The sequence below is a fragment of the Pedobacter miscanthi genome, assembly GCF_003315595.1.
Lineage (GTDB): Bacteria > Bacteroidota > Bacteroidia > Sphingobacteriales > Sphingobacteriaceae > Pedobacter > Pedobacter miscanthi.
Window position 1 is genome coordinate 145,198 of sequence record NZ_QNQU01000007.1, and the last position, 24,030, is coordinate 169,227.

Here is a 24,030-nt window from a genome sequence, read left to right on the forward strand (position 1 = left end):
GACTCTGTTTTTAAAACGATGTATATAAAGACATTGAAAACTGCCTGGTAAAAGGATAACCTGTACCACGTTCCTGACGAACACTCGAAATATAAAATAGCTCTCCGGTATTCGCTGCAAGGGATAATGATCGCATACCGAAGCGGTTAAGGATTTTCTTATCCGTTACTTCATAAGACAAAAGAACATTCTGGCAGGTTATCGTGTTTTCATTTTGCACGAAACGCGATGAGGGGAAAACTTTTGATGTTTCATTGATCCCCCTAAAGTAAGCGACATCTCCAGGCTGTTTCCATCTGTCAAAGTAAACCCGTTCATCTACATTAAATTGTCTGTCGGCATTTTCTACTTTATCAATTAGTGTCTGATTGTAAATCTGACCACCAAAACGGAAGCCAAATGAAGCATTAAAAGTGAAATTTCCGTATCGGAACAACGTGCTGAAATTACCCCGATATTTAGGCTGATCAATACCCACATCTACCCGGTCATTAGAATTCCATGTGTAGCTTACCTGTCCGTTCTTATTCAGGAAGAGTTCCTTGCCTGTACTTGGATCAATACCCAATGAGCGTACTGCATAAATGGTGTATTGTGATGCACCTTCTTTGATAATTTTATTTAAGCTATACATAGCCGGGCCTGTTGGATTTTCCAGCTTTCTATTGACTTCCTTCATAGCCTCAGACAGCTCAACGATTTTATCTTTATTATACACCATGCTTCCAGTCAGCGACCAGGAGAATCTTTTTGTATTATTCCTAATGACCCATACACTCGCTGTTAATTCATAGCCCTTTGATTCTACCGCACCAATATTTTCATTGTAGGTGGTAAATCCATTGGCATATGGCAGATCCAGCGAAGAAAGCAAGTTAGAGGTTCTTTCCAGATAAACATCTCCTACCACGTTCACCCTGTTTTTAAACAGGGTCATTTCTAAGCCTACGTTATATTTATTGGTTTGCTGCCATTCCAGATCCGGGTTTCCCAATGAATTCTGACGTGCACCTAGCCACGTTTTATAACGGTCATTGGTGATATAGCTAAAGGTCCCTAATGCCTGGTAAGCATCAAATTGTGTTGTTCCCGTTGAGCCATAAGATCCCCTTAACTTCAGGTAATCTATAAACTTCAGGTTGTCTTTTATGAAAGATTCATAATGCATGTTCCAGCCTAAACCAGCGGACCAGAAAGGTGCAAAACGGCGGTTGACCCCAAATTGGGAAGCGCCATCCAAGCGGTAGGACAGGTCGATAAGGTAACGGTCTTTTAGGGCATAATTTACGTTCGCAAGCGCACCAACCCTGCGTTTGGTAGATTCAAGTCCACTTGGCGCACCATTTTGCTTATACTGTAGCGCCATTGATAATAAATCAATTGACTCATCGGGGTAACCTTCCAGATTAAATGTATAGTTTTTGGTATTGCTTTCAGACACATCAAGATTAATCCCTGCATATATCCTGTGGATGCCTGCGAAAAGGTTAGAGTAACTTGCTGAAAAATTACCCGTGTAGCTAAAATCCTTTCCGCTGGAATAATCATAACTTCCCTTCCTGAAAATATCAGCGTCACTATATGAAGCAAACGAAGAATGTTCTGCAGGTTTAAAATCATCTACGTTACTCAAATTCCCGGCTACCCCGACACCACTTCGCAGATACAATCCTTTGATGGGTGTCCATTCCAACTGAAAATTATCCGTAATTGAAGTGTAGGTCTGGATATCAAAAGTGTTCAGTGTTGCATCATATAACGGATTTGCATAAGGCTTACCGACATTATTGCCAAATGAAGAATAATCATAATTATAAGGACTAAAAAACTTAACCACATTTCCGGCCGCATCGTAAGGCGCCCAATATGGATTCAGTTTAGCATAGTCGGCAAAAGACCCGTAAGGGGATTGGGTCGCTTTTGTTTGACCTACTACGAGATTATTTCGGAAAGTTAGCTCTTTATACCTGTAAGATAGATTAATTGTTCCATTGAAGGTGCGTCTTCCGGACTCTTTCATCACCCCGTTTTGCTGGTTATATTGCAGGCCAAGGTCATATCTGAATGTTTGATCGCCACCTTCAATTTTCAGATTATGATTCTGATCAACCTGAGTACGCAAGGGTATCGAAAGCCAATCGGTATTCACTCCCTTTTTCACCTGGCTCAACACCTGGTTATAATATTGTTCAAGTCCTATATTGGCATCCGGGCTTTTGGTCGGGCTTTCATAAAAATGGGATAGACGTTCGAGTTCAAGTTTATCTGCCGAATTGAGCAGGTTGTAACTGCTTAGATCTGGAACGCTTAAGTTCAGGCCTACCCTATAGCTAAGTTTTAAACTTCCTGGCTCAGGCTCTTTAGTTTTGATCACCACTACTCCGTTTGCTCCACGGGAACCGTAAAGCGCTGTCGCGGAACCATCTTTCAATAGGGTAACAGACTGGATTTCATTATTGTCCAGATCCATCATTCTTTGCAGCGTGGTTTCAAATCCGTCTAAAATTATAAGCGGAATATTCAATGCACCAGAAGTCTGGTCCTGAAGCTGGTCAATATTTGGCAAGTTCCTCGCTCCCCTGATCTGGATATCCGGAATTTTATTCGGGTCAGAGCCTGAGGTATTGTTTGGAATTACGTAGAAGGAAGGGTCTATATTACCTAATGTGGTAAACAGGTTGCGTCCTTGAAACTGCTTTAGTTCTACATCGGTTATTACTTTTGCCGCACCGGTATAACTTTCTTTTTTCTTATTGAAAATCCCCGTAACCACCACATCGTCCATTTTATTATCAATGGCATTGAGGGTTATCTTTAATGAGGTCGCTGCCGCAACTTCTTTGGTTTGATAGCCAATAAAAGAGATTTCAAGAATGGCCTTGCTGTCAATATTTCTTAGTTCAAATACACCTTTGTCATTGGTGACAGCCACCTTTTTTGTATTTTTAACTTTAACGGTGGCCCCGTTTAACCCGATCCCTTTTTCATCCACGACCATACCGCTAATATCGATATCAGAAAAGTTTGGGCTTACTTTATCGGGAATGGGGGTATCTTTCTTCGACACCACTACGAATTTGTCTTCGATGGAATATTCTAGCGACTGATCTGCAAAGAGTATCCTCAGTACCTCTTTAAGTTCCATACCCTTAACATTGATTGTTACTTTTTTGGAATCGCTTAAGGCATTAGTTGATACCAGAAAATCGAGCCCTGTCAGATCGCTGATCTTATCGAATACTTTGGATAGGTTAGCATTCTTTTCACTGAGTGAGATCTTCTGAGCAAATGTTGACGCGCTTACCTGCATCAGGCAGGCTGTCATAAGCAAGATCAGTATTCTCATAGTCCTGAAAAATTGTTGGGCATAGGCTAGCCGCCTCCCACATAGTTTAGGGTAAAATTTGTACATTTGATTGTTTGGTTTGTTGATAATTTGTTTCCAGCAATGTATTGGTAAGACCGAACCATAGATCAGGGGTGTTTCCAGCACTCTTGATCTTTTTTTTCAGTCTTACATGTATTAAAAATGGTCGGGTAGCTATTTCAGTACATAAACTTTTCTCCCTTCGACCTTAAAGTTTACCTCTTTTGTTTTTGCAAGCATTCTCAATACCTGACTTATATTTCGGTTCATATTGATTTTTCCATTTAAAGCTACCTGGGGAACAATGCCTTGCGGATAAATTATTTCAACATTGTACCATCTGGCAATTTGTCTCATCACGACGGAAAGCTGTTCATCAGTATACCTGAAATAGCCTTTCCTCCATGCCACAGCTTCATCAATATTCCCTTGGGCAACCTGAATTGTGTTATCGGTGACGCTGGACTGTTGCCCTGGTTCTAATATCCTCACACCCTTTTTTGAGGAAACCTTTACCATACCTTCAATAAGGATTGTTGTAATGCTGCTTTCATCATCATAGGCATTCACATTAAAATGTGTTCCCAGAACCTCTGTTTCCTGTTTGTTGGTGGTGACAATAAAAGGGTGTGCTTTATCTTTTGCAATCTCAAAATACCCCTCACCCTTTAAGGTTACCCTTCTTTCTTTAAGCGAACTAAAACTAGTGGGGTATTTAAGTGAAGAAGCAGCATTTAAATAAACGAGAGACCCATCCGGCAAACGCACCTGTGTCTGTTCCCCCTTTGTGGTTGACAAGGTGTTGTACTCGAGTACTACTGGTGTTTTATCTGTTACCTGATAGATAACTTGCCCATTTTTTGATTTGATAATCTTCACCCCGGATTGGCTGGCAATATTTCCGGAAGATATATCTTTAATCAGAATTTTTTTTCCGTTGCCCAATGTTAATGTAGCACCCTGTTTGCCTGGAGCAACGTCGTTATTGGCTGCTATCCGCTCAGATTTGACCCTGTTACCATCTTGATTATTAAAAATCCAGATGCTAAAAACGATCACTGTTACAGCTGCAACGGCCACAGCAATTCTTAGCCAAAGCCTAATGGTTGGTTTGCTACTTACTTGTGAACTTATCCGACTAAAGATATCTTCACTAATCCTGGCATCAAGATCCGGATAATTATTTTCCGAAAATTCCGCATAAACCTCAAATAGCACAGCTTTTACGAGGTCTTCCATCACTGGATTACGAAAGTTCCCCTCGAGCTCCAAAAGCTCTTCCCTGCTGGCGATACCGTCGAGATATTGCTTGCATAAATAAGCTATTCTGTCTTTATCCATTTACACTCATTTATTATATAGACGAGTGAAAGGAAACTTAGGGTATAGCGGGAATAAAAAAAATTAGAGAAGCCTGAAAAGCCTGAAGATAATCAGGATAGAGGCCACATCAGTGTGTTTAGACAAGTAGTCTCTCAGGAAGCGGAGAGAGAGTTTCATATAAAGTTTAACCGTGTTAATAGAAATACCTAGCTTGAGGGCAACTTCCTCATATTTCAACCCTTTTTGATGGCATAATTCATAAACCAGTTTTTGCTGAACAGGAAGTTCTTCAATGCCTTGCTGCAAAACCCTTCTGGTATCATCGAGAACTATTTTTTCCTCGGTTTCATTATGAGCTTCAACCCATCTTGCCCTTATTTCGGTTTCAGAACTCAAAATAAGCTTGGATTTTCGAAATACATCTAATGCTCCGTTACGGCTAATCCTTACGATATAACTTTCCAGATTTTGTACGTTCATTACCTCACTGCGCACATTCCAGAGTTTTAGAAAAGTTTCCTGTACATTCTCCTCAGCGAGTTCTTCAGACTTTAAAAGATGAAGCGCATATTTATAAATACTATTGCTGTAGGCGTCATAAATTCTGCGAAACGCATGCTGATCACTTGCCGCAAGTTTCCCTAGCAGATCAGTTTCATTAACCAGCGATTTAATCTCCATCTATATATCTATCAAACAGTTATATTCTTTCAACAAATTTGTACAATATTAAGGGAATTATCAGCATCTAAAAGCAGAATTCTCTTGCAGATTATTCTATTATACCAATAAATTAATTAAATCAAATACATTCTGAATTCTGTAACCTCCAAGGCTAAGGGAATGAGGGCCATTATAACCTTTAACAATGCTCACATTTCTATCATTTGTTCCTATAAATATCAGCGGGAGGTGCATATGGAATACGTAGCAGAAATACATTACCAGCGCGGTCGCTTAGTGGAAAGGAATTATCCTATTAGGGTTTATTTTAGGAGCAGCTTAACTTATGGAGTTTTTTATTAGGTGGCATTCATGCTTCCTAACTATTGAATACATGACTAACTAAGAATTATCGCTTCCCATGGATAGAAACTCTTTACCGGAATAAAAGAAGGGTAGGAAAGCTAATTGCTTTCCTACCCCTGATATTACATTTTGCCTTTTGACATTTTTTCTTTTGCCATTTTGGATTCCATTTTGGCTTTTTTCATGGAATCGGTTTTCATTTTTGACATCTTATTGTTTTCCATTTTGTCCATTTTCTTTTTCTCTGTTTTATCTTCTTTCATCTTAGACATTTTTTCCTTTTCCTGTCTAAAAGAGCCTGCGAAAGTTGGAATTGAAAGGGTTACTGTTAACAATGAGGCTAAAAGCAGTTTACCTGCTGATTTTAAGATTTGATTTTTCATGTTATTCTATTTTGTTTATCTGTTTGTCGTTGGAATACAAAATTCCTTACAGCAAAATCATTTTTTATTTTTTCCTTATATTTTATCAAAACAAAAAAGACCGGCCCTATCCAAGTACCGGTCTTTAACCAAAATATAAATCTAAACTATGAAATCTAAAGTTCTTGAGCTATCGGAAAGTCAATAGGCACTGCAGTCAGCGCATATAAATAATTGGTAATGATTTTATCCCCAACCGCGATTACAACATCTACTAAATTTCCCTCATCGTAGCCCGCTGCATAAAAGGCTTCCAATGTTTCGTCACTTGCATGTCCCTGATTTTTGGCAATACTTTTCACCAGATGAGCCAATGCATTAAGCTTTGGATCGAAGGTTATATTCACTTTTCTGATCTCTATGACCTGTTCATCAGTAAAGCCATTCATTTTACCGATCGCGGTGTGCGCACTTAAGCAGTATAGACATTTATTTACCTGGCTCACCACAAGGTTCACCACTTCTTTTTCTTTGGCCCGCAGTGAGGTTTTACCTGATCCCAGGGTCAGGTAATTTCCCAGTGCAGTTTCTGATTTAGCGAAGGCTGCAAATAGGTTTGGCACTGATCCTGCCATTTTTGTAAGGTTGTCAAATAAACCTTGATTAGCTGGTGACACTTGTTCTCTGGTTGGAATTTGGAAAGTTTTCATGTTGTTATTTTTTTAAGTTTTTAATTTCTTTCTTGTTTTGTTATACAAATATCAGTCTAATATGAAAGCCAAAGAATGAACGGATTTCCCGAAGACAGCCCCATAGTTCCCGATTGATAATTTTTGAATAAAATGATTTAACTTTCGCTTCATAACGCAAAATCAACACAATGAGTAAATGTGATCTTTTCCAGCAAATCTCTCAGCAGGTTTGGGATGAAATAAGTAAAAACCACAAAAGAGGCAACCGTTTGAATGAAGAAGGTATTACCCGAAATACTGTTATAGGACTTATACAGGATTATACTGAAAGTCAGCGGGATATTGACGTTTTTGTCCAAAAGGCGAAAAAAGAGGTAGAAACCGGAGCGGATCTGGAAGTCTACTTTGAAGCTGGACGTGGAAAATTCAAACGGATATTATTACAGGCAAAATTAATGGAACCTGATGGCTGCTTCGAGCATCTTGACAGATATTCTGGTTCTACCGGACGTAAACAATATGATACCCTAAGTTCCTTTGCGAAAGAAGTTGAGTCAGAGGCTTACTATTTGATGTACAACGGTTACCATGGTTACAAGGAAACGGGAACTGATTGCTCTGGAAACTATGATGAAAGGCAATTAGGCTGCGCGATAATGCAGATTGGCGAAATCAAAGATCATTGTGAAAAAAAATCTACAGGAAAAATGGGAAATATTGGTAGCCCAAAGCCATTCGGCAAACCATGGCGCCAGCTTTCCTGCTGCAATCAACCCTTTGCAAAAACAAAGCTTTATAGTGCGGAAGAAATTGATTATGATCCTTATTTTAAACAATTGTTCAGTGATCATAAATCAGGGGCCATTGAGTTCATCAATCAAAAGAAATTTATTGATGAGATGCTGACTACCGAAAGTAATAAAACTATACATGTAGCGGGCTGGAATCCTGCGGCCAGAATAATTGTAAGCGAAAATACAATGAGAAAAAATGGACGAGGCAAATTAGAGCTGTAGAAATAATCAGTGAAGTAAAGCAAGATAATGAATTTTGATTGTAAATAGACCCTAGTTTGGCTAAGGAAGAACAATAAGTTGTACATGATTTTGTGCCACTTCCCTTTTGACAAATCTTTGTGCAGGCCCCTAAATATTTCCAGCTAAACGTACGGGCTATAGTCCACCTATTAATCCCTAACAAGAGGCACCCTTAATTAAAAAACATTTTTTAAGATACCTAGATACAAAGAAGACCGGTCTCATCCGAGTACCGGTCTTCACCAATATAAATTTAAATTATACTCTTAAAGTTCTGGTGCGATCGGAAAATCAATCGGAACCGCGGTCAACGCGTACAGATAATTTGTAATGATCTTATCTCCCACCGCAACCACTACATCTACCAGATTTCCTTCATCATACCCTGCTGCGTAAAAATCCTCAATCAATTCTTCACTGGCATGCCCCTGATTTTCTGCAATACCTTTTACAAGCCGGGCTAAAGCATTCAATTTAGGATCAAAGGTCAGGTTAACCTTTCTGATCTCTATGATCTGTTCATCTGTAAAGCCATTCATTTTACCGATCGCGGTATGCGCACTCAAACAGTATAGACATTTATTTACTTGGCTTACCACAAGGTTCACCACTTCTTTTTCTTTGGCACGGAGTGAAGTTTTACCACCCCCCAGCGTCAGGTAATTTCCAAGTGCAGTTTCTGATTTAGCGAAGGCTGCAAATAGATTTGGCACTGATCCTGCCATTTTTGTAAGGTTATCAAATAAACCTTGGTTAGCTGGTGATACTTGTTCTCTGGTTGGGATTTGGAAAGTTTTCATGTTGTTATTTTTTTAAGTTTTTAATTTCTTTCTTATTTTGTTATACAAATATCAGCCTAATATGAAAGCCAAAGAATGAACGGATTTCCCGAACAAAGCCTCACATTTCCCGATTAACGATCAAAATAATTAAGCCTATGGAAAACAGAACAATAAGTTGGGTATTTCGGCAAGGTTTGTGCGCGTTTCGCATATTTTGGAGAGATTATGGTAATTTTTAATCTTGCTGATACTGCGGATGGATTTTGACCTTTAGATAGGTCTGAATTGAGATAAATCTGGTAGCAGGGTGGATTGAACCGAGAGGTCCTGAGGAAAATGGATATGGATCCGATATATATTGGTTAAGAGGGAAAGGAACTTAGATGTGCACATCCGGTAATCAGATTAGTAGCCAGTTTGGCCCAGTACACAAGGGTCACTTTCAGGTTCTTCCCCACTTTTGGTGGTAGGCAAAGGGCTTTACGAAAAATAGATTGTGTTTGATCAATCTATTGTACCTTGTAAACAACTTTTTTTATGGGAATTACATTTGAGTCAATTTCAGCACCAAAAATGAAAAGAACCACTTTCACTGAAATACACAGTCAATTCCAATAATCCTGCTAAATTGCCAACAGCTACAGCGGACACCGTCCGAGAGCTCAGGGCCTTTCGGCGTATGAGCGGAAAGCACGACCCTCCCCAGATAAAATAATATGAAACGAGGGGTCGGACTGGTCTACGATACAAATTCAAAACAAACCCCTAAAACAAAAAACCGGCCCTTTCCAGGTACCGGTTCCCAACATATAAACCAAACAAACTAAATATCCTGAGCTATAGGGAAATCTATTGGCACTGCCGTAAGTGCGTATAGGTAGTTGGTAATGATCTTATCTCCCACTGCTACTACCACATCTACCAAATTTCCCTCATCATATCCTGCTGAATAAAAAGCTTCAAGTGTTTCTTCACTTGCATGGCCCTGATTTTCTGCAATACTTTTTACTAAGTGAGCCAAGGCGTTAAGCTTTAGATCAAAACTTATATTAACCTTTCTGATCTCTATGATCTGCTCATCTGTAAAGCCATTCATTTTACCGATTGCCGTGTGGGCACTTAAACAATAAAGACATTGATTTACCTGACTAACAACCAAGTTTACTACTTCTTTTTCTTTAGCGCGGAGCGAGGTTTTACCAGCTCCTAGTGTTAAATAATTTCCTAAAGCATTTTCTGATTTAGCAAATGCTGCAAATAGGTTTGGCACGGATCCGGCCATTTTTGTAAGGTTATCAAATAAACTTTGGTTTGCTGGTGATACTTGTTCTCTGGTTGGGATTTGGAAATTTTTCATGATGATTATTTTTTTTAGTTTTTAAATTATTTATTGCTTTGCTATTCAAAGATGCAGAGATTTAAGGCCTGAAAGAATGTGCATCTTTCCCGAAGACATGCTATCATTTCCCGATATATGTTTTTGATCTCTGGGCCTTATAATTCCATTCTATAAATACCAGGTTCATTTAACCTTGGTAAATCAGGTTTCCTACAGGCTCATTACAGGTGTATAGACAGTTGTTTTGTTCAATCATAGCGATCTCTATTTCAACCTCACTTTTACCATTGCTACTTTTAGCGGAAATTCCAATTATTATTTCTGATAAACTGGTATTTTCATCCTGTGTAAGATTTTGTTGTGCTGGGATTTGGAAAGTTTTCATAATATTTATGTTTTAAGTCTCTAATTGTTTGACAATACAAATTTGCAGTGTTTGGCCGCGCCAGAGAATGATCTGAATTCCCTATAAGGGGTTTAAATTTCCCGAATATTAGTTTTAAAAAAATTGGTTGTTTGATCGCGCATCAGCTACCATAAATACTAATTGGATTTCATTGTATATGAAACAACTCAAAATCAGATAGATAATATTTAAAATTTATCCAGAAAAGCTATTAACCTTTATTAATTTGGAGGTGTAAATATTGCCTATAAAAAAATCCGGTGCCAAGGGCTACCGGATCTCAAAAAAACCAACTCAAAAATACGCTAAAAATATATTATGTTTTATTTACTACCGGGCACCTCCCTTAGCACTTAATGTCTCATGCACCCTTACTCATCCTAATTGTTACTGGTTGCCCTTTTTCCAAACTGCGTAATCAAAAAGAACGAAGCACCCAGCGCGATAATATCTTTAAAAAGGAACAATCCTAGAAAGCTCATGTAGCTCATTCCATTTACCGGTACAGTTGCTCCCGGAGTTGTAATTACCATTGTACTGGTTACAAAGAACATTACAATTGCAATTATCCCGCCTGCTATCCCTGCCTGTGGCTTGACAAATCCGATCAAAAATAATATCGCAGCTATAATCTCTGTAATCCCGATCATATCCGAACCTATGTAAGGACCAAAGACCCTAAAATGCCAGCTGATCAGGGGATTATTATCTACCAATGGTACTATTCCTTCCGCGCCGGGTGCAGTCATTTTATAGGCTCCTGCCCAAAGCAACATGGCAATCATTGCTACCCCAATTATAAGGAAAGGAATGTTCTGTGCTTCGGCCCATTTTGCAAATCTGATTAAGATACTTCCTGACGATTGTTTTACCATTTGATTTTCTGCTGTTAATGTTGAATTTTTCATTTCTTTAAGGTTTAAAATTTCTATTTGTTTTGATACCTCAAAGGTGCGGCAATTTGGAGCGGCGAAAAATGTCGAGATTGCCCGAGCATCGGTCATTTTTTCCCGAATTTGGCTAAACAGATATTCTTTCATCAAAAAACATCCCAAATTTTAAACTTCAGCTCCTACCGGGCTTAGTTTTCTAAATTCCGTAGGTGAAACGTTGGCATGCTTTCTAAAGAACTTACTAAAGTGATTTGCATTTTCAAAACCAAGCTCATAAGCTATTTCCTTGGAAGTTTTTTCAGTATAAAAGAAAAGCCTTTTAGCTTCTAGAAATATTCTTTCCTGGATTAACAACACCGGGCTTTTATAACTGTTAAGTGCAAAGAGATTGGAAAGTGTCTTAGGTGACTTATTCAATTTATCTGCGTAAAATTTCACCTGATGCTCTTTACGAAAGTTGTTTTCAACCAGATAATTGTAATTACGGATGATATCAATTTTATCCCCAACATCTTCTTTTTGTTGCAAATACTGCTGCTTTCCAAGACGGGTGATGATAATAATTAATCTTTTAAGTAGCACCTGCATCATTTCTCCCTGAATATGGTCAGAAGTTTCAAATTCGTCCTGGAACAATTGAAGTGTCATTTCGGCCTTGGACTGATCTTTACTGTCTAAGGCAATGAACATTTTCTCTGAAGACCCAAAAAAAAGAAACCCCATGCAGCTTACTTCCTTATCATGATCTACTATACAATAAAAATCCCTATTAAACTGCCAGGCCACAATGTCTCTTGGAGCCTGGAAATGAAAAGTTTCATTTGCCATTAAACAAAGGATCGTATTCTGCGGGAAATCATACTCCAGGTTATCAATAGTCACTTTTTGTGATAGCCCCCTATTCCATGCAATAGTTAATTTTCGATCTTTATTATCCCTTCCATAAAAAACCCTATCGAAGGTTACTTCGTCATAAATCAAACTGAATTCAGCACTGGTCTGCCTGTTATTAAATTGATGTATCATAAATTGGTTAGTTCGTTCTTTTTTATTTTAATGTTCAGAAATCCAGGAAGGCCAATCAATTTTAAACTGGAATACAATTAAAGACTTTAATCCTGACATTTTCATATCATCACAAATCTAAATAAAATATAAAACAAACAGGTCTGTTTTATTTAATAATTTAAGTTCTTCAAAAGACTTGCGCTAAGGTTAATATAAAAAAAATATCGTGAAAATTCTTTAAAACCATTGTCTGAAAAACCATAGTGATCGGACTGTAGTGAGATAGGGCAAAATTTAAAAAAACTACATAGACCTATGACCTGAAGCGCGTACCTGCATTGCTTCAAACATTGTTTCCACCTTTTCATCAAATAGTAAGGGATTTTCATAATTCAACTGTTGATTTTGAAGTATTTCCTCCCCTCCCATCTTTACATCAATCTCCCCATCAATTAATCCCTGGATTGCGGCCACCGCTACAGATTCAGGACTATCCATGCTTTTTGTAGACGCAGTCTGCATCATTGGGGTATCAGTTGCCACAGGATAAACGGTCATGACGTGAATCGAAAATGCTTTTAATTCCCTTCTCAGGGACTCTGCAAATTGCCTTACTGCCGCTTTGGAGGCGGCATAGGGAGCATAGAATGGCATGCCGATTAAACCAAGCCCCGATGAAACAAATATAAGCGCCGCGTCATCGGTCAATTTCAACAGCGAAAGTAGATATTTGGTTAAAAGTATAACGCCAGTTATATTGATATTTTGTTGTGCAATAATGTCTTCATCGCTTATTTCCTCAAGTGGACCTGCACTTACCACGCCAGCATTATTGATCAATATATCAAGGCTACCCCAAATCTCTTTTACTGCTATATAGATGTTTTTGATATCCGTGAGGTTGGATACATCTCCTTTCAAAAAGTGAAGGCGGGCGTCCGGCAGTTCTTCCAGAAATCCATCAATTTTCTCCATACTCCGACCCACGATAGCAATATCCCGCGCACCTTTCTGATATAGCAACTTAACCATTTCTCTACCAATGCCGCTTGATCCACCAGTAATTAAAATTTTCTTTGATTCAAAATCCATACGATTGTGTTTAAAATTGACCTCAACTTATTTTGGCAGTAATTATCAAGATAAGTTGACATTATATTACTAATAAAAAATGTAGAAATTCCCCAAATTACTTTAACTCTTATTTAATTTTTCATCAATAATTCCTTGTAGTTCCTCCTTAAAGCGGTCATCAAGTTTAAGGTCCGTCACTGCTGGGGAATGGAATAAGTTATATACCATTTTGTTAATAGCAATGCTCTGCTGCATGAATGTTCGGCAAATCGAACAACCAGCTAAATGTATTTTCAGCTCTAGCTTTTCCCTAATAGTTATGGATGTAAGTTGCTGTTTTTCTATTAAAAATGTCGCTTTGCGACAGTTATAAGCTATTTTTCTAATCTCTGTTTCTTTCATTTTCTTAAGGTTATATCCAATTTTTTTGAAGGCATGAACGCAGGTTGACCTTGGTCCGGTGAATAATTACCCAAAAATTAGAAGAAGTGACTTTTAGTTCCCTACATATGACTGAGGTATCCTCTTCGTCCATATGTTTCATTGTAAATATCGCCAGCCATAATTCGGGAAGTTTTTTCATGCATTTTTGCAAAATTTCGGTAAATTCACCACTAATGAGTGCATCGGGCTCTTCAATACCCATTTCCAGCGGCCAATGTTCCACCTTCCAATTTCCCTCTTCAGGATAAAAAAAATCATCATCTCTCCCGTCGTCTTTTAATACCTTGATTTCTTTTTCATGACCCCGTGATTTTTTTCGGTACACATCGATGACCTTATATTTAAGGATCGCTGTAAGCCATGTTTTTTCTGAACTGTTCCCCTCAAATTTATCTAAACGCTCCAGAGCAGCCAAAAAGGTTTCTTGCACAAGGTCTTTTGCTAAATCTTCATCATTAAGTCTTGAAACTGCATAGGTAAATAGATAATCGGCATATCTTGCAACCCAGTAATGAGGTTCAATTGACCTAATGTCAATAGTTTGGTTTTCTATGTTTTTCATCTGTAAGTTGTCGTATGAAAAGAAGATGCAGTACACTATCAGTCATGTACTGCATCGATCTCTAAGAGTTTATTTAGCAGTTAGAATATCTACTTTTTCAATAATCGGGTCCGCGGCCAAAAGTTCCGGTACTTTATCCATTAATGCTTCTGCGATCTGTCCGCCAAGATGGCTATTTCTTCCTTTCTCATTTTTGAATGTGTCAAAAATTCCAAAAGTTGATGGGCCAAATTGCAACGTATACCAGTCAACAGTCCGACTCCCGGCTTGCGCATGTGGCAATGTAGTTTTAATGAGGTCTGCGACTTGTTGTTCTTTTCCAGGCTTAGCTTCAAGCCTGACCATTAATCCTGATTTTACCATATAAGTCAAATGTATAGAATATTAAATCCTGATTTATTGTATTGTTACTTTGACAAAGTTCTGAATATCAGGCAAAGTCGTAAAAGTATTTGGATTAGGTACAGCTGTAATCGGTTTGCTTTCAGCCAATGGAGTTCCGGTAAGGTTAAACTGTGTTATACCAGCACCAGGAAATTGATCAATGGCAGTTCCATTATTATAAAGTGCAATACTGTTTGATGCATCCCCCTTGTTAAACGGATCAATCCCATCTGCACCGGTGGCAAAAAACCAATCATTTGAGAATCCATACATTGTCGCTACCGCAACACGGTCTCCTTTAGCAATGGTTAATTCCTGAGAAACTTTGCTTCCAGTCTGACCGTTTATTATTGGAAGCAGTACCGTCGTTCCAGAGGCTGCAAGAACATAGACTGCCTTTACACCCAATTTACTTCTTAAATATCCAGCTAACACATTGGCATCACCTTTTTGAGCCAGATCTTTCAATCCCTGATTACGGTCATTTTCACCGACTTTATAAAGCGGGTTGTCAATTCCATTATAAACTACCACAAGTACCGGTGAAAGTGGAGTAAAAATACCGGTGAGACCTTTCACGTAAGTATATAATGGTCCATTATCACCTGCTTCAGCAATAGAAGTCAGACCGTTTGCTGTAGGTTTGTCTTTAGCAAACAATGGTGCCGGACTTAACAGACTGTTACCAACAATGTAAGATACCGACCAGACACCAGGACTCAGTGGTGTCTCATTTGCTGTTCCACCTGACGTGTTTTCAAGCGTTAATGTAAATACGGAATTACCATTATATTTTAGCGAGGCCTTCACCAATTTAGAAGCTGCAAGATAAGTATTACCCTGGGCATCGGTTCCTGTAACTTCTGTTACATTCCTAGTTTCTGCAACACCAGGGTGCGAAACTGAAGCACCAGGTTTTTGATTTACACGGGTACCGTTGTCCCATAATTTCACCTGCGAGGATACATCTCCTTCAATTGGCGTTCCATCACCCGAGTAAACCTGGATACCGGGATTATCCGGGGCAAAGAACAAATCGTTCGAAGCGCCATACATCGCCGCGAATGAAATCGCCTCACCTTTTGCTGCCGAGAACTGAATTGTAGTCGATTGTCCAGGTAAAATTAGTGGCGTTCCCGAACCTTGAAAAACACCGGATTCCACAAGGGGCTTAGAATTCAGGACATTTTCTACCGTGATGGTCGTTTTAGCTGCAGGAGTATCCAGCATTCCGGAATTATCTTTTTTACACGCGATAAAGGTTGATGCTAACACCGCAAGAGCTGAAAAGGTTGTAAATTTCATGTTATTCATAATAATTTTTTATCCCTTTGTCGAATCACATTTCAATTCCTTACAAAAAAATAAAATAAATTTCCAGACTAAAAATTTATTGGAAATGTTATGTTTTTCTCTGTAAGGATTGCAGGATATCTCCGACTAACACCATAAAAAATAAACCATGAATAAAAACCAGTTAATCAGTAGCCTTTCTAAAACCTTATTATCAGTATTAATGCTGAGCCTACTATCTATTAGTGCCCGATCAAAAGCGATCCCAATTAGTCAGCATAGTTTGGTTCTGATGCAAAGCAGACCAATTAATGGTGACACCATAAAGGTAGTTTCAGGAGTGCCGTTAAAACCTGAAGATATCAGTCCACTACTTGCAGGGGAATCTATACCGATATTAAACCTTCTCTCCTCGACAGGAGAGAATTTTGATGTAAATAAATCATTAGCGTCAAAACAGACTATACTCGTATTCTACCGGGGTGGCTGGTGTCCATACTGTTCTAAGCAGCTTGCAGGACTGCAGGAAATAGAAAAGGATCTAACTGCGATGGGCTATCAGCTAATAGCTATCAGTACAGACAGTCCCGATAATTTAAACGCATCCAAGGATAAAGGAAAGCTTTCATATACTCTCTTATCGGATGCAGATTTAAGCGCCTCTAAAAAATTCGGAATTGCATTTAAATCCCCTAAAGGTTACGATAAGTTCCTTCCAACAACTTCAGGTGGGAAAAATGTAGATAAACTTCTTCCGGTTCCATCAGTTTTCATCCTGAGTAAAAAAGGAAAAATCCTTTTCGAATACATCAATCCAAACATTACCGAACGGTTAAGCAGTTCTTTGATGAAGGCAGCCGCAATGGCCCTACGTGAAGATATATAATTTATTAAACAGGATTTACTGATTCAAGAGAATCCGACAAAAAAACATAATTAATTGATAGCAATGTGTGTCCATATCTGGATAACGAAACTAAGAATGATGAGAAAAAAGATAATCTATATTGTCGCTTTATTATCCATAATCGTATTTCTAGGCATTTTTAATAAGCCAGAAATTGCCAATGCAATAGGAAACGATGAAAGGGCAAATCTGGAAACCCAGGTCAATTTTATTGAAAATTCCTGGACAAGCGCTGTTGAAAAGGCAAAAAAAGAGCATAAATATATTTTTGTGGATGCCTACGCTGTGTGGTGCGGGCCCTGCAAACTTTTGAAAACAACAACGTTCAGGGACCGAAAGATAGCTGAATATTTCAATAAAAATTTTGTGAACCTATCATTAGACATGGAAAAAGGAGATGGTGCAAAGTTATCCGAAAAATGGGAAATTGAAGCTTATCCTACCCTTCTTATAGTTGATCCGGAGGGAAGGGTAATATCGGGACATGTAGGTTTTATTACAGCTACTGATTTATTAAAATTCGGACAAGATCCGAAAATTAAATAAGCAATCAGAACACCCTAATGACAGTGAAGATTATGAATTCTGATAATCTTCACTGTCATTTATTTGGAAGTTTCAGCCTCCCCCAATATGCAAAAAAAAGCCTGATCAATAGCATATTCAAAAATTGTATTTTTTTTTGTAGGAGAGATAGTAGCGTTAATTCTTTCTGTTACCCTCTTCGAAAGACGGAGACGAATATCATGACGAAAACGCAGCTTAGGGCATGCCTAGATCATCGGGAATAAAAATCAGTTTTACTATGAAATCCCTCAGGTGCTTGATATTTCAAATAACATGGGGATTTACTTACTTCTTTTAGCCACTATAAATTTATCTAAAGAAAAAATACCTGAACCGGTAAACATTAATGACAGTAACCCTGCAATATACAACAAATTAATCTCATAACCAGGTTGCCCGAATACAGGTCCATTACTATCAAGTCCTATGGTATTTATTGAACTAAATCCATTTTTAATATGGACAGAAAAAAGTGCCACGAGCATTGTTAAAATTAAAGGTATTGCAGTCATGCCGGAGAGAAAACCAAGTAAGATTGCCAGTCCCCCAAGCATCTCTACAATGGGGGTGATCCAAGCCATCAAATGAGCAAGTGGTATCCCCAATAAAATCAATAGTTTTTCAAAACCTGCGGGAGATCCGCTATGCAGTTTAGCCCAGCCATGAATAAGAAAGCCAGAGCCAATGATTAAGCGAAGAAATAGCGGACTAACTAATTTGTAGTCTTTAGATTTTAAAGAAAAAATGCGGGATTTCATATTATTAAAAATCAATATCTAAAAGGTTAACAAATATTACATCGTTTGATAAGACGATTTTTAATTTATTAGTCGTAAAAAATTAAAATCCTTACAAAATTTCTGCTTATTTTTCGAGGTATCATCCAACTGGGTTTGCACAGAGAAACGGCGAGAAAATATATGTCAGTAGATAATCTGGTTCGTAAATCATACATGGATCGGGGCATGATCGAAAACTATTTCAAATATATTAAAAAGTGATGCAAGACCACGATGGTCTCTATATGAAGAACGTTAGGGAATGAGTTACCTCATATAAGATATCCGGGAGGATATAGTACGTTTCCTAAAGCGCTCATTTGCCTTCGAGCAATGGCCCTATAGAAGGCAATGTAAATAAATTAAAGGCCATCAAGCGGCAAATGTATGGTAGAGCAAGTTTCGAACTACTAAGAAAAAGATTGGTACTCAAACCGACTTAACCACTAAAAGTAGAGAAGAACCTCTTTCACCGACACACCTAAACCATGAAAGCAAATCTGAATAAATGAGCCTCCAAATTCTAAAAACTCTTCCCTGGCCTGTTAAAAAACAAAAGATAGACCACCAGGCACAAAAAGGTAAGGGAAAACAGATCGCGTAATCCAAAATAAAAATCCATGGTCACTTGTTCAAAGATCAAAAAACTTCACCATTCAGTTCATCCTTAGATTCCCTTGCATTAAATAATAAACCATAAGGAACTTTGGGAAGGATAAAACTTGATTTGGGCGGCAGGATCAGCCCCCTATCCGATATCTCAAGGAGCTGATCCACACCCATCGGATAGATGGTAAAAATCACTGAATCCGGCCTTGATTCTGCAAACTTAAGAAGTTCCCCAAATGCATTGGCCGGATAGCTCGTTAGTGCAGCATCGTTTTTGGGATCGTTAATACCCATTAAAGGCAGGAGCACCCGGTCCTGCAGGATGGAAACATCCGGTAGCTGAGAAAATTTTTCTTGCTCTTCTTTCAGTTCCAGCCTATACCAAAGTTTACCCAACCTCATTCCAAAGCACCGGGTCCGGTCAGGATGATATGGCGTATTCCCAACTACCAAAGAAACCGAAAAAAGCTTTTTTAAGCCAACAAGCAAACTTCCTCCCCCTCCGTTATCTTTCAGGGATACCAAGCGGTTGAATGAAGAAATCCTGACCTGATCGGTTGCAGTATATAAAGCCATCACATATTCGTCGGCAGCATTCTCCATCTTAGCTGCAGCAGCCAGACGGTGATGCCCATCCCCGATATATACCTTTTGGATCTTTGCGAAAAACCCCGTCAGTCTCTTGACTGCCGCAGGGTCGGAAACCTTCCAGATTCTGTGATGGCCCCCCTCTGATATAACAGACAGAAAAGGCGCATCAGTTACCGACTCAGCAATCAGTCTATTAATATCCTCATCCGGCCTATAAGTCAAAAGGACAGGTGATCCCTCGAGGCCAACATGCCTGCGATAATTAAGTAATCTTTCCTCCCTGTCACTTATTGTTTCCTCGTGGCGGATGATTTTCCCACTTATAAAATCCTGTACCGCGGTCAACAGCCAGATACCATATTGTTCACCCAGTACAGTTTGCTGCCCATAGATATATACCGCTTGCTGTTCATCTGATCTAAGATGTCCGGATTTGAAAAGGTCTGCCAGTTGCTTTCCTACAGTACCAATACTCCCCGTACCGATCCCCTTTTGTCCCCTTCCCTCGAGTTTACCTTTGAGAGCACCGAGCCCCTGCCCTGACTCCTGCAGCAGACCGTTATACCAATCCACTTCCGGATGAAATGCTTTAAATCCCCTAACAATCGCCATAATTAATTATCGAACGCTTTCCAGGTGGGAAACCGTATTAGCACATGCTACCATCTGTTCAAATTCCCTCATCAGCACTACCAAAGCTTCCACGCTTTCAAGCGGCAGGGCATTGTACAGGGAAACCCTGAAACCTCCGACCGTGCGATAGCCCCTTATCCCTACCATTCCCCTCTCAGAGGCAAGCTCGAAGAAAGCAGCACCGGTTCTTTCATCCTTTGCCCTGAAGGTTACATTCATCCTTGACCTGTGGGCAAGGTTGGCCAGACCATCAAAAAGGCTGTTGCGGTCTATTTCGCCATAAAGCAGCCTGGCCTTGCTGATATTGAGTTTTTCGATTTCCTTTACCCCGCCCATTTCTTTCAGCCAGATCAGGTTCAGCATAGAAACATATATCGAAAATACTGGTGGAGTGTTGAACATGCTGTTGTTATCCCGATATATCCGGTAATCGGACATCGAGGGCAACTCGCAGTTGACCGAATCCAGAAATGAATTTTTGGCAATTACCAGCGTCAGACCCGCAGGCCCCATATTTTTCTGGGCACCGGCATAAATCAGGTCAAAGTCGCGTACATTGATTTCCCTGGAAAAAATATCCGAGGACATATCGCAGACCACGGGTACTGCCACCTTGGGAAAAGCGAACATTTCCGTTCCCTCGATCGTATTGTTGGAGGTCAAATGGAGATAAGCCGTACCGTGCGAGAGTTCATAGTTATCCGGGATATAACAGTAAGCTTTATCCCTGGAAGAGGCCACAATTTCAACATCACCGAACAGCCTGGCCTCTTTGATGGCCTTCTTTGCGAAATAACCAGTATCAAGGTAACATGCTTTACGGCCTTTTTTAAGAAAATTCAACGGAACCATTGAAAACTGCGTACTTGCCCCGCCCTGCAGGAAAAGCACCGAATAACTATCGGGTACATTCAGCAGCTCCCTGACCAGCAACTGCGTTTTAGTGATAACCGATTCAAATTCCACCGAGCGGTGTGAGACCTCCAAAATGGAAAGCCCGTTGCTGTTCCAGTCCAGAACCGCTTGCGCTGCCTGCTCCATGACGGTGGAAGGAAGGATACAGGGGCCAGCGCCAAAATTATGCTTTTTCGAAATCATAAAACTAAGATCATTTTTACTTCCATAAAATTCAGTATTGCAGCGCTTTACTGGTAATTTAAAAAATAAAACGGCAAAAATTACTTTTTTGACCGTGCTCCACCTCCTAAAAATTCTGTTCACACCTTTCCAGTGCAAATACGGCCGAATTTTATTTTTTCAGCGCCTGGCCAAACATGCAACTTAACGTAGAATATACACTATTAAAAAAACAGAAAAAACGCCGATATCCTACCGTAAGCCAATAAAATTTGACTATTTTTAGGCAAAAAACAACCTGACAAAGTACAGAATTATACACTAAGCATAATAGCATGGCAAGCCGTCTTTTAAACCCCACCGATAGCAAAATCCTGAACCTTTTGCAGAAAGACGGATCGCTAACCTATAAAGAAATCGCGGGAAAGATCAACAAAAGCATGACCAATGTTGTAGAACGTATTAAACTGCTCAAAGAAACTGGTTACATCAAGAAAACAGTCACGTTGGTAGATATCCACAAGATCCGTTCTCTCTTCATCGCCTTCCCCCATGTACAGCTAAAAGAACATTCTGAGGAAAACATCCGCGCCTTCAGCAGTGAAATGGCCAAACACCCTGAAGTGATGGAATGTTACCACCTCACTGGCCATGTGGATTTTATGATCAAAATCGCCCTACCCGACATGGCCTCCTACAATGAATTCCTGCGTGAGAAGATCGGCAGTCTTGAATACGTGGGATCGATCCAAAGTTTCCTGGTACTTTCCGAATCCAAGCATGAAACCGCCTATCCACTGTAAACTGACGTGCCCACCAATACAAGGACATGAGGCCTATCATGTATTTCGATAAAATGTGCATTGAGTATCATTCCAGACACCACATCCCGTTTTTTCCCATCTGGTCTTGGTGGTATCGCAATGCAAAAAAACAATGAGTTCAGTCAGGTTTATGAAAAGCTTAAAATGAGCCGGGCGGCCATTTTGGAGCGGAATCGAGTGGATATTGTTGCCAAATTCTCCAGCTATCTCGGCTAGCACTAATTTTATCTACCGGCAAGTCGGAAGATTCAATCCCCAGACCAGATCTGACGATAATGGCCTATACCCTAAGTTCGGTTTATCCCTCAATAAACTAATAACGGCATTTTGAACTTCGTCCAAAATACCCCAATCCTTTTCTATATAAATATCCGTAGTCTTTCTTGTCTCGTCTACATGATTTAATGCAAGTGCAACATCATCCTTACTTTTTCTACATTTATTTCTAGCTATTGTGGCAAAGCTATGTCTTCCCCAATAGAACGATATCCTTGGGATTTCAAGTTCCTGACAAATTTTATTAAATCCTTGACTGAGCGCTGAATTCATTCCTGTGGCAGAGGAAAATCGTTCATGGAGTTTTCCAATATATTTTTCAAGAATAGGCTTCATTTCATCGGTTATTCTAATACTTATGAAAGCCCTGTCCCTTCTTTTGGCCTTAGTCTTCATTCTATTGTATTCGAGCCTTCCATTATACATATTCTCTTTTCTAAAATGAAAAATATCAACGGCGTTTGTGCCACATGCATAAAAGGAAAGCATGAACAAGTCCCTTGTAATTGATTCAATACCATCTTCAATTCTTGGCTTGTAATCTCTAATTTTCTTTATCGTTTCAATATCGATATTCCTTTTTCTAGTTTCGGGGGCAGGTTTAATTTTATATTTTTTAAAAGGGTAATGTGAAATCCTAATTATCCCCAAATCTTCATCATTAAAGGTATCTCTCGCTACATTGAAAAGCCCTCGAAGATCGCGCATCGCACCTGCTATTCCTGCATCGGAAAGGCCAGCGGTTTTGATTTGAAATTTTGTGCCATTACGATGGACTCTGTTCAAGATTCGGGGCTTTCTTAGGTAAACCTCGTAATCCTTCAACATCTTCGAGGTGATCTCATCGATAAAAACTTCTTCCCGTTCAAAATAATCGATTAGGTGATTTACCGCGCTCCTGAAATTTGTTACGGTTCCTTTACGCCCCTCAGTATTTAACTTTTCAATATGTTTTCGGCCAAAAGAGATGAACTCGACTTTCTCTCCATCTGCCTGAATATATTTTAACAATTGTTCACAAGTATAATAATCTACCCTATCATTTAAATTTGTTAAAGATTCACGATATTTAAATATTGTATCGTAGATTGGCTTCGCAGCAAACATGTCTTTTATGTTGTAATTTCGATCCAATTGTTTTTTGATTACAAATTGCTTAGTATCAAGATAACGGGTCTGTCTTTTATGGGTAAGACGAATTTTCACATTGAAAGTTCCATCTTTTTTCATCTGATGTTTTAGCACTACTGCACTTAATGTCGCCATAATAATGTAATAAAAAAAAGTGTAAATTATTTGTAAAACACGGCTGTTTAATTCAACAAAAAAGCCTGTTAAACTGAAAAAACACAAAATTTAATTTTTCAAGTTCAAGAAAGAAAATTGGCTTTTAGATAGCTTTAAGGCCTATTATTATAAATTTATGCAATCTTTTCCACATTAAAGACCCAAAATTCCGGTACCATCGATATGAGTTCGAATCTCGTCGGGAGCACGAAACTAACCTTACCAGTTTAACATGGTAAGGTTTTTTTATTTTCTTCAACCTTAGCAAACCTCAGCAACTATTTCATGACCAATTGACAGTTGCAAGCAAACGAAGCGTACTTTACACTGACCAATTGACACTAAACATTAAACATTGCGTGCTGTTAGACAAACAATCGATACTGGAAGTAAAACAATAGACATTGGAAGCCAAACAATCGACACTGGAAATAAAACAATCGATACTAGACGTAAAACATTGCATACTGGTTCCTGAGCAACTG

General features: G+C 39.0%; 23 protein-coding genes and 1 pseudogene. 5 read left to right on the forward strand and 19 right to left on the reverse strand.

The features are described from left to right. Positions 1–10 precede the first annotated feature (10 nt). The 5 genes from DRW42_RS09880 to DRW42_RS09900 form a co-directional block, all read right to left on the reverse strand. A complete protein-coding gene (locus tag DRW42_RS09880) occupies positions 11–3,346 on the reverse strand; it encodes a SusC/RagA family TonB-linked outer membrane protein (protein ID WP_158544312.1) in 3,336 nt (1,111 codons plus the stop codon). A 195-nt stretch (positions 3,347–3,541) separates the two neighbouring features. Continuing rightward, the gene (locus DRW42_RS09885; RefSeq protein ID WP_113948661.1) at positions 3,542–4,708 is read right to left on the reverse strand and encodes a FecR family protein; all 1,167 of its coding nucleotides are present in this window, start codon (positions 4,706–4,708) and stop codon (positions 3,542–3,544) included. A gap of 63 nt (positions 4,709–4,771) precedes the next feature. Beyond that, complete coding sequence (locus DRW42_RS09890) at positions 4,772–5,371, reverse strand: RNA polymerase sigma factor (RefSeq protein ID WP_113948662.1); 600 nt, start codon at positions 5,369–5,371, stop codon at positions 4,772–4,774. Between the two features lie 470 nt (positions 5,372–5,841). After that, entirely contained in the window at positions 5,842–6,102 is a 261-nt protein-coding gene (locus DRW42_RS09895) for a hypothetical protein (protein ID WP_113948663.1), read from the reverse strand. Between the two features lie 155 nt (positions 6,103–6,257). Continuing rightward, positions 6,258–6,791, reverse strand: coding sequence for a carboxymuconolactone decarboxylase family protein (locus tag DRW42_RS09900; protein ID WP_113948664.1), 534 nt, complete (start codon positions 6,789–6,791; stop codon positions 6,258–6,260). A 170-nt stretch (positions 6,792–6,961) separates the two neighbouring features. On the opposite strand from DRW42_RS09900, the gene DRW42_RS09905 reads away from it, so the two are divergent. Beyond that, positions 6,962–7,789, forward strand: coding sequence for a DUF6615 family protein (locus tag DRW42_RS09905; protein ID WP_113948665.1), 828 nt, complete (start codon positions 6,962–6,964; stop codon positions 7,787–7,789). A gap of 287 nt (positions 7,790–8,076) precedes the next feature. Here DRW42_RS09905 and DRW42_RS09910 read toward each other — a convergent pair whose 3' ends face one another. From DRW42_RS09910 to DRW42_RS09955, 10 genes are all read right to left on the reverse strand, one after another. Further along, positions 8,077–8,610 (reverse strand): carboxymuconolactone decarboxylase family protein, encoded by a 534-nt coding sequence (locus tag DRW42_RS09910; RefSeq protein ID WP_113948666.1) that lies wholly within the window; start codon positions 8,608–8,610, stop codon positions 8,077–8,079. An 805-nt stretch (positions 8,611–9,415) separates the two neighbouring features. Next, entirely contained in the window at positions 9,416–9,949 is a 534-nt protein-coding gene (locus DRW42_RS09915; protein ID WP_113948667.1) for a carboxymuconolactone decarboxylase family protein, read from the reverse strand. Between the two features lie 169 nt (positions 9,950–10,118). Next, positions 10,119–10,316 carry a hypothetical protein gene (locus DRW42_RS09920; RefSeq protein ID WP_113948668.1) on the reverse strand — a complete coding sequence of 66 codons (198 nt, stop codon included), beginning with the start codon at positions 10,314–10,316 and terminating at the stop codon, positions 10,119–10,121. Between the two features lie 401 nt (positions 10,317–10,717). Beyond that, complete coding sequence (locus tag DRW42_RS09925; protein ID WP_113948743.1) at positions 10,718–11,245, reverse strand: DUF417 family protein; 528 nt, start codon at positions 11,243–11,245, stop codon at positions 10,718–10,720. Positions 11,246–11,395: 150 nt separating this feature from the next. After that, positions 11,396–12,058 (reverse strand): helix-turn-helix transcriptional regulator, encoded by a 663-nt coding sequence (locus tag DRW42_RS09930; RefSeq protein WP_244215235.1) that lies wholly within the window; start codon positions 12,056–12,058, stop codon positions 11,396–11,398. Between the two features lie 483 nt (positions 12,059–12,541). After that, the gene (locus DRW42_RS09935) at positions 12,542–13,330 is read right to left on the reverse strand and encodes an SDR family NAD(P)-dependent oxidoreductase (protein ID WP_113948670.1); all 789 of its coding nucleotides are present in this window, start codon (positions 13,328–13,330) and stop codon (positions 12,542–12,544) included. A gap of 102 nt (positions 13,331–13,432) precedes the next feature. Further along, positions 13,433–13,714, reverse strand: a complete 282-nt coding sequence (locus DRW42_RS09940) for a hypothetical protein (RefSeq protein WP_113948671.1) — start codon at positions 13,712–13,714, stop codon at positions 13,433–13,435. Positions 13,715–13,724: 10 nt separating this feature from the next. Next, positions 13,725–14,318, reverse strand: a complete 594-nt coding sequence (locus DRW42_RS09945) for a sigma-70 family RNA polymerase sigma factor (protein WP_113948672.1) — start codon at positions 14,316–14,318, stop codon at positions 13,725–13,727. 69 nt (positions 14,319–14,387) lie between these two features. Continuing rightward, a complete protein-coding gene (locus DRW42_RS09950) occupies positions 14,388–14,681 on the reverse strand; it encodes a putative quinol monooxygenase (RefSeq protein ID WP_113948673.1) in 294 nt (97 codons plus the stop codon). A gap of 33 nt (positions 14,682–14,714) precedes the next feature. After that, complete coding sequence (locus DRW42_RS09955) at positions 14,715–16,007, reverse strand: spondin domain-containing protein (RefSeq protein WP_208643536.1); 1,293 nt, start codon at positions 16,005–16,007, stop codon at positions 14,715–14,717. A 157-nt stretch (positions 16,008–16,164) separates the two neighbouring features. On the opposite strand from DRW42_RS09955, the gene DRW42_RS09960 reads away from it, so the two are divergent. Next, complete coding sequence (locus DRW42_RS09960; protein ID WP_244215236.1) at positions 16,165–16,881, forward strand: peroxiredoxin-like family protein; 717 nt, start codon at positions 16,165–16,167, stop codon at positions 16,879–16,881. A gap of 96 nt (positions 16,882–16,977) precedes the next feature. Then, entirely contained in the window at positions 16,978–17,448 is a 471-nt protein-coding gene (locus DRW42_RS09965) for a thioredoxin family protein (protein ID WP_158544313.1), read from the forward strand. Between the two features lie 302 nt (positions 17,449–17,750). On the opposite strand, the gene DRW42_RS09970 is transcribed toward DRW42_RS09965, so the two are convergent. Further along, positions 17,751–18,227: a DoxX family protein gene (locus DRW42_RS09970; protein ID WP_113948677.1), complete on the reverse strand. Its 477-nt coding sequence runs from the start codon at positions 18,225–18,227 to the stop codon at positions 17,751–17,753. A 350-nt stretch (positions 18,228–18,577) separates the two neighbouring features. Between DRW42_RS09970 and DRW42_RS09975 the strand changes: the two are divergent. Beyond that, positions 18,578–18,691: pseudogene (locus tag DRW42_RS09975) on the forward strand (transposase); the annotation flags it as partial. 196 nt (positions 18,692–18,887) lie between these two features. On the opposite strand, the gene DRW42_RS09980 reads toward DRW42_RS09975, so the two are convergent. Together DRW42_RS09980 and serC are read right to left on the reverse strand one after the other, a co-directional pair. Beyond that, positions 18,888–20,060 (reverse strand): DUF1015 family protein, encoded by a 1,173-nt coding sequence (locus tag DRW42_RS09980; RefSeq protein ID WP_113948678.1) that lies wholly within the window; start codon positions 20,058–20,060, stop codon positions 18,888–18,890. A gap of 6 nt (positions 20,061–20,066) precedes the next feature. Continuing rightward, positions 20,067–21,179, reverse strand: a complete 1,113-nt coding sequence (gene serC, locus DRW42_RS09985; RefSeq protein ID WP_113948744.1) for a 3-phosphoserine/phosphohydroxythreonine transaminase — start codon at positions 21,177–21,179, stop codon at positions 20,067–20,069. Positions 21,180–21,493: 314 nt separating this feature from the next. On the opposite strand from serC, the gene DRW42_RS09990 reads away from it, so the two are divergent. Further along, the gene (locus DRW42_RS09990; RefSeq protein ID WP_113948679.1) at positions 21,494–21,961 is read left to right on the forward strand and encodes an Lrp/AsnC family transcriptional regulator; all 468 of its coding nucleotides are present in this window, start codon (positions 21,494–21,496) and stop codon (positions 21,959–21,961) included. Between the two features lie 249 nt (positions 21,962–22,210). Here the strand turns inward: DRW42_RS09990 and DRW42_RS09995 are convergent, their stop codons facing one another. After that, the gene (locus DRW42_RS09995) at positions 22,211–23,488 is read right to left on the reverse strand and encodes a tyrosine-type recombinase/integrase (protein ID WP_158544314.1); all 1,278 of its coding nucleotides are present in this window, start codon (positions 23,486–23,488) and stop codon (positions 22,211–22,213) included. Between the last annotated feature and the right edge of the window lie 542 nt (positions 23,489–24,030).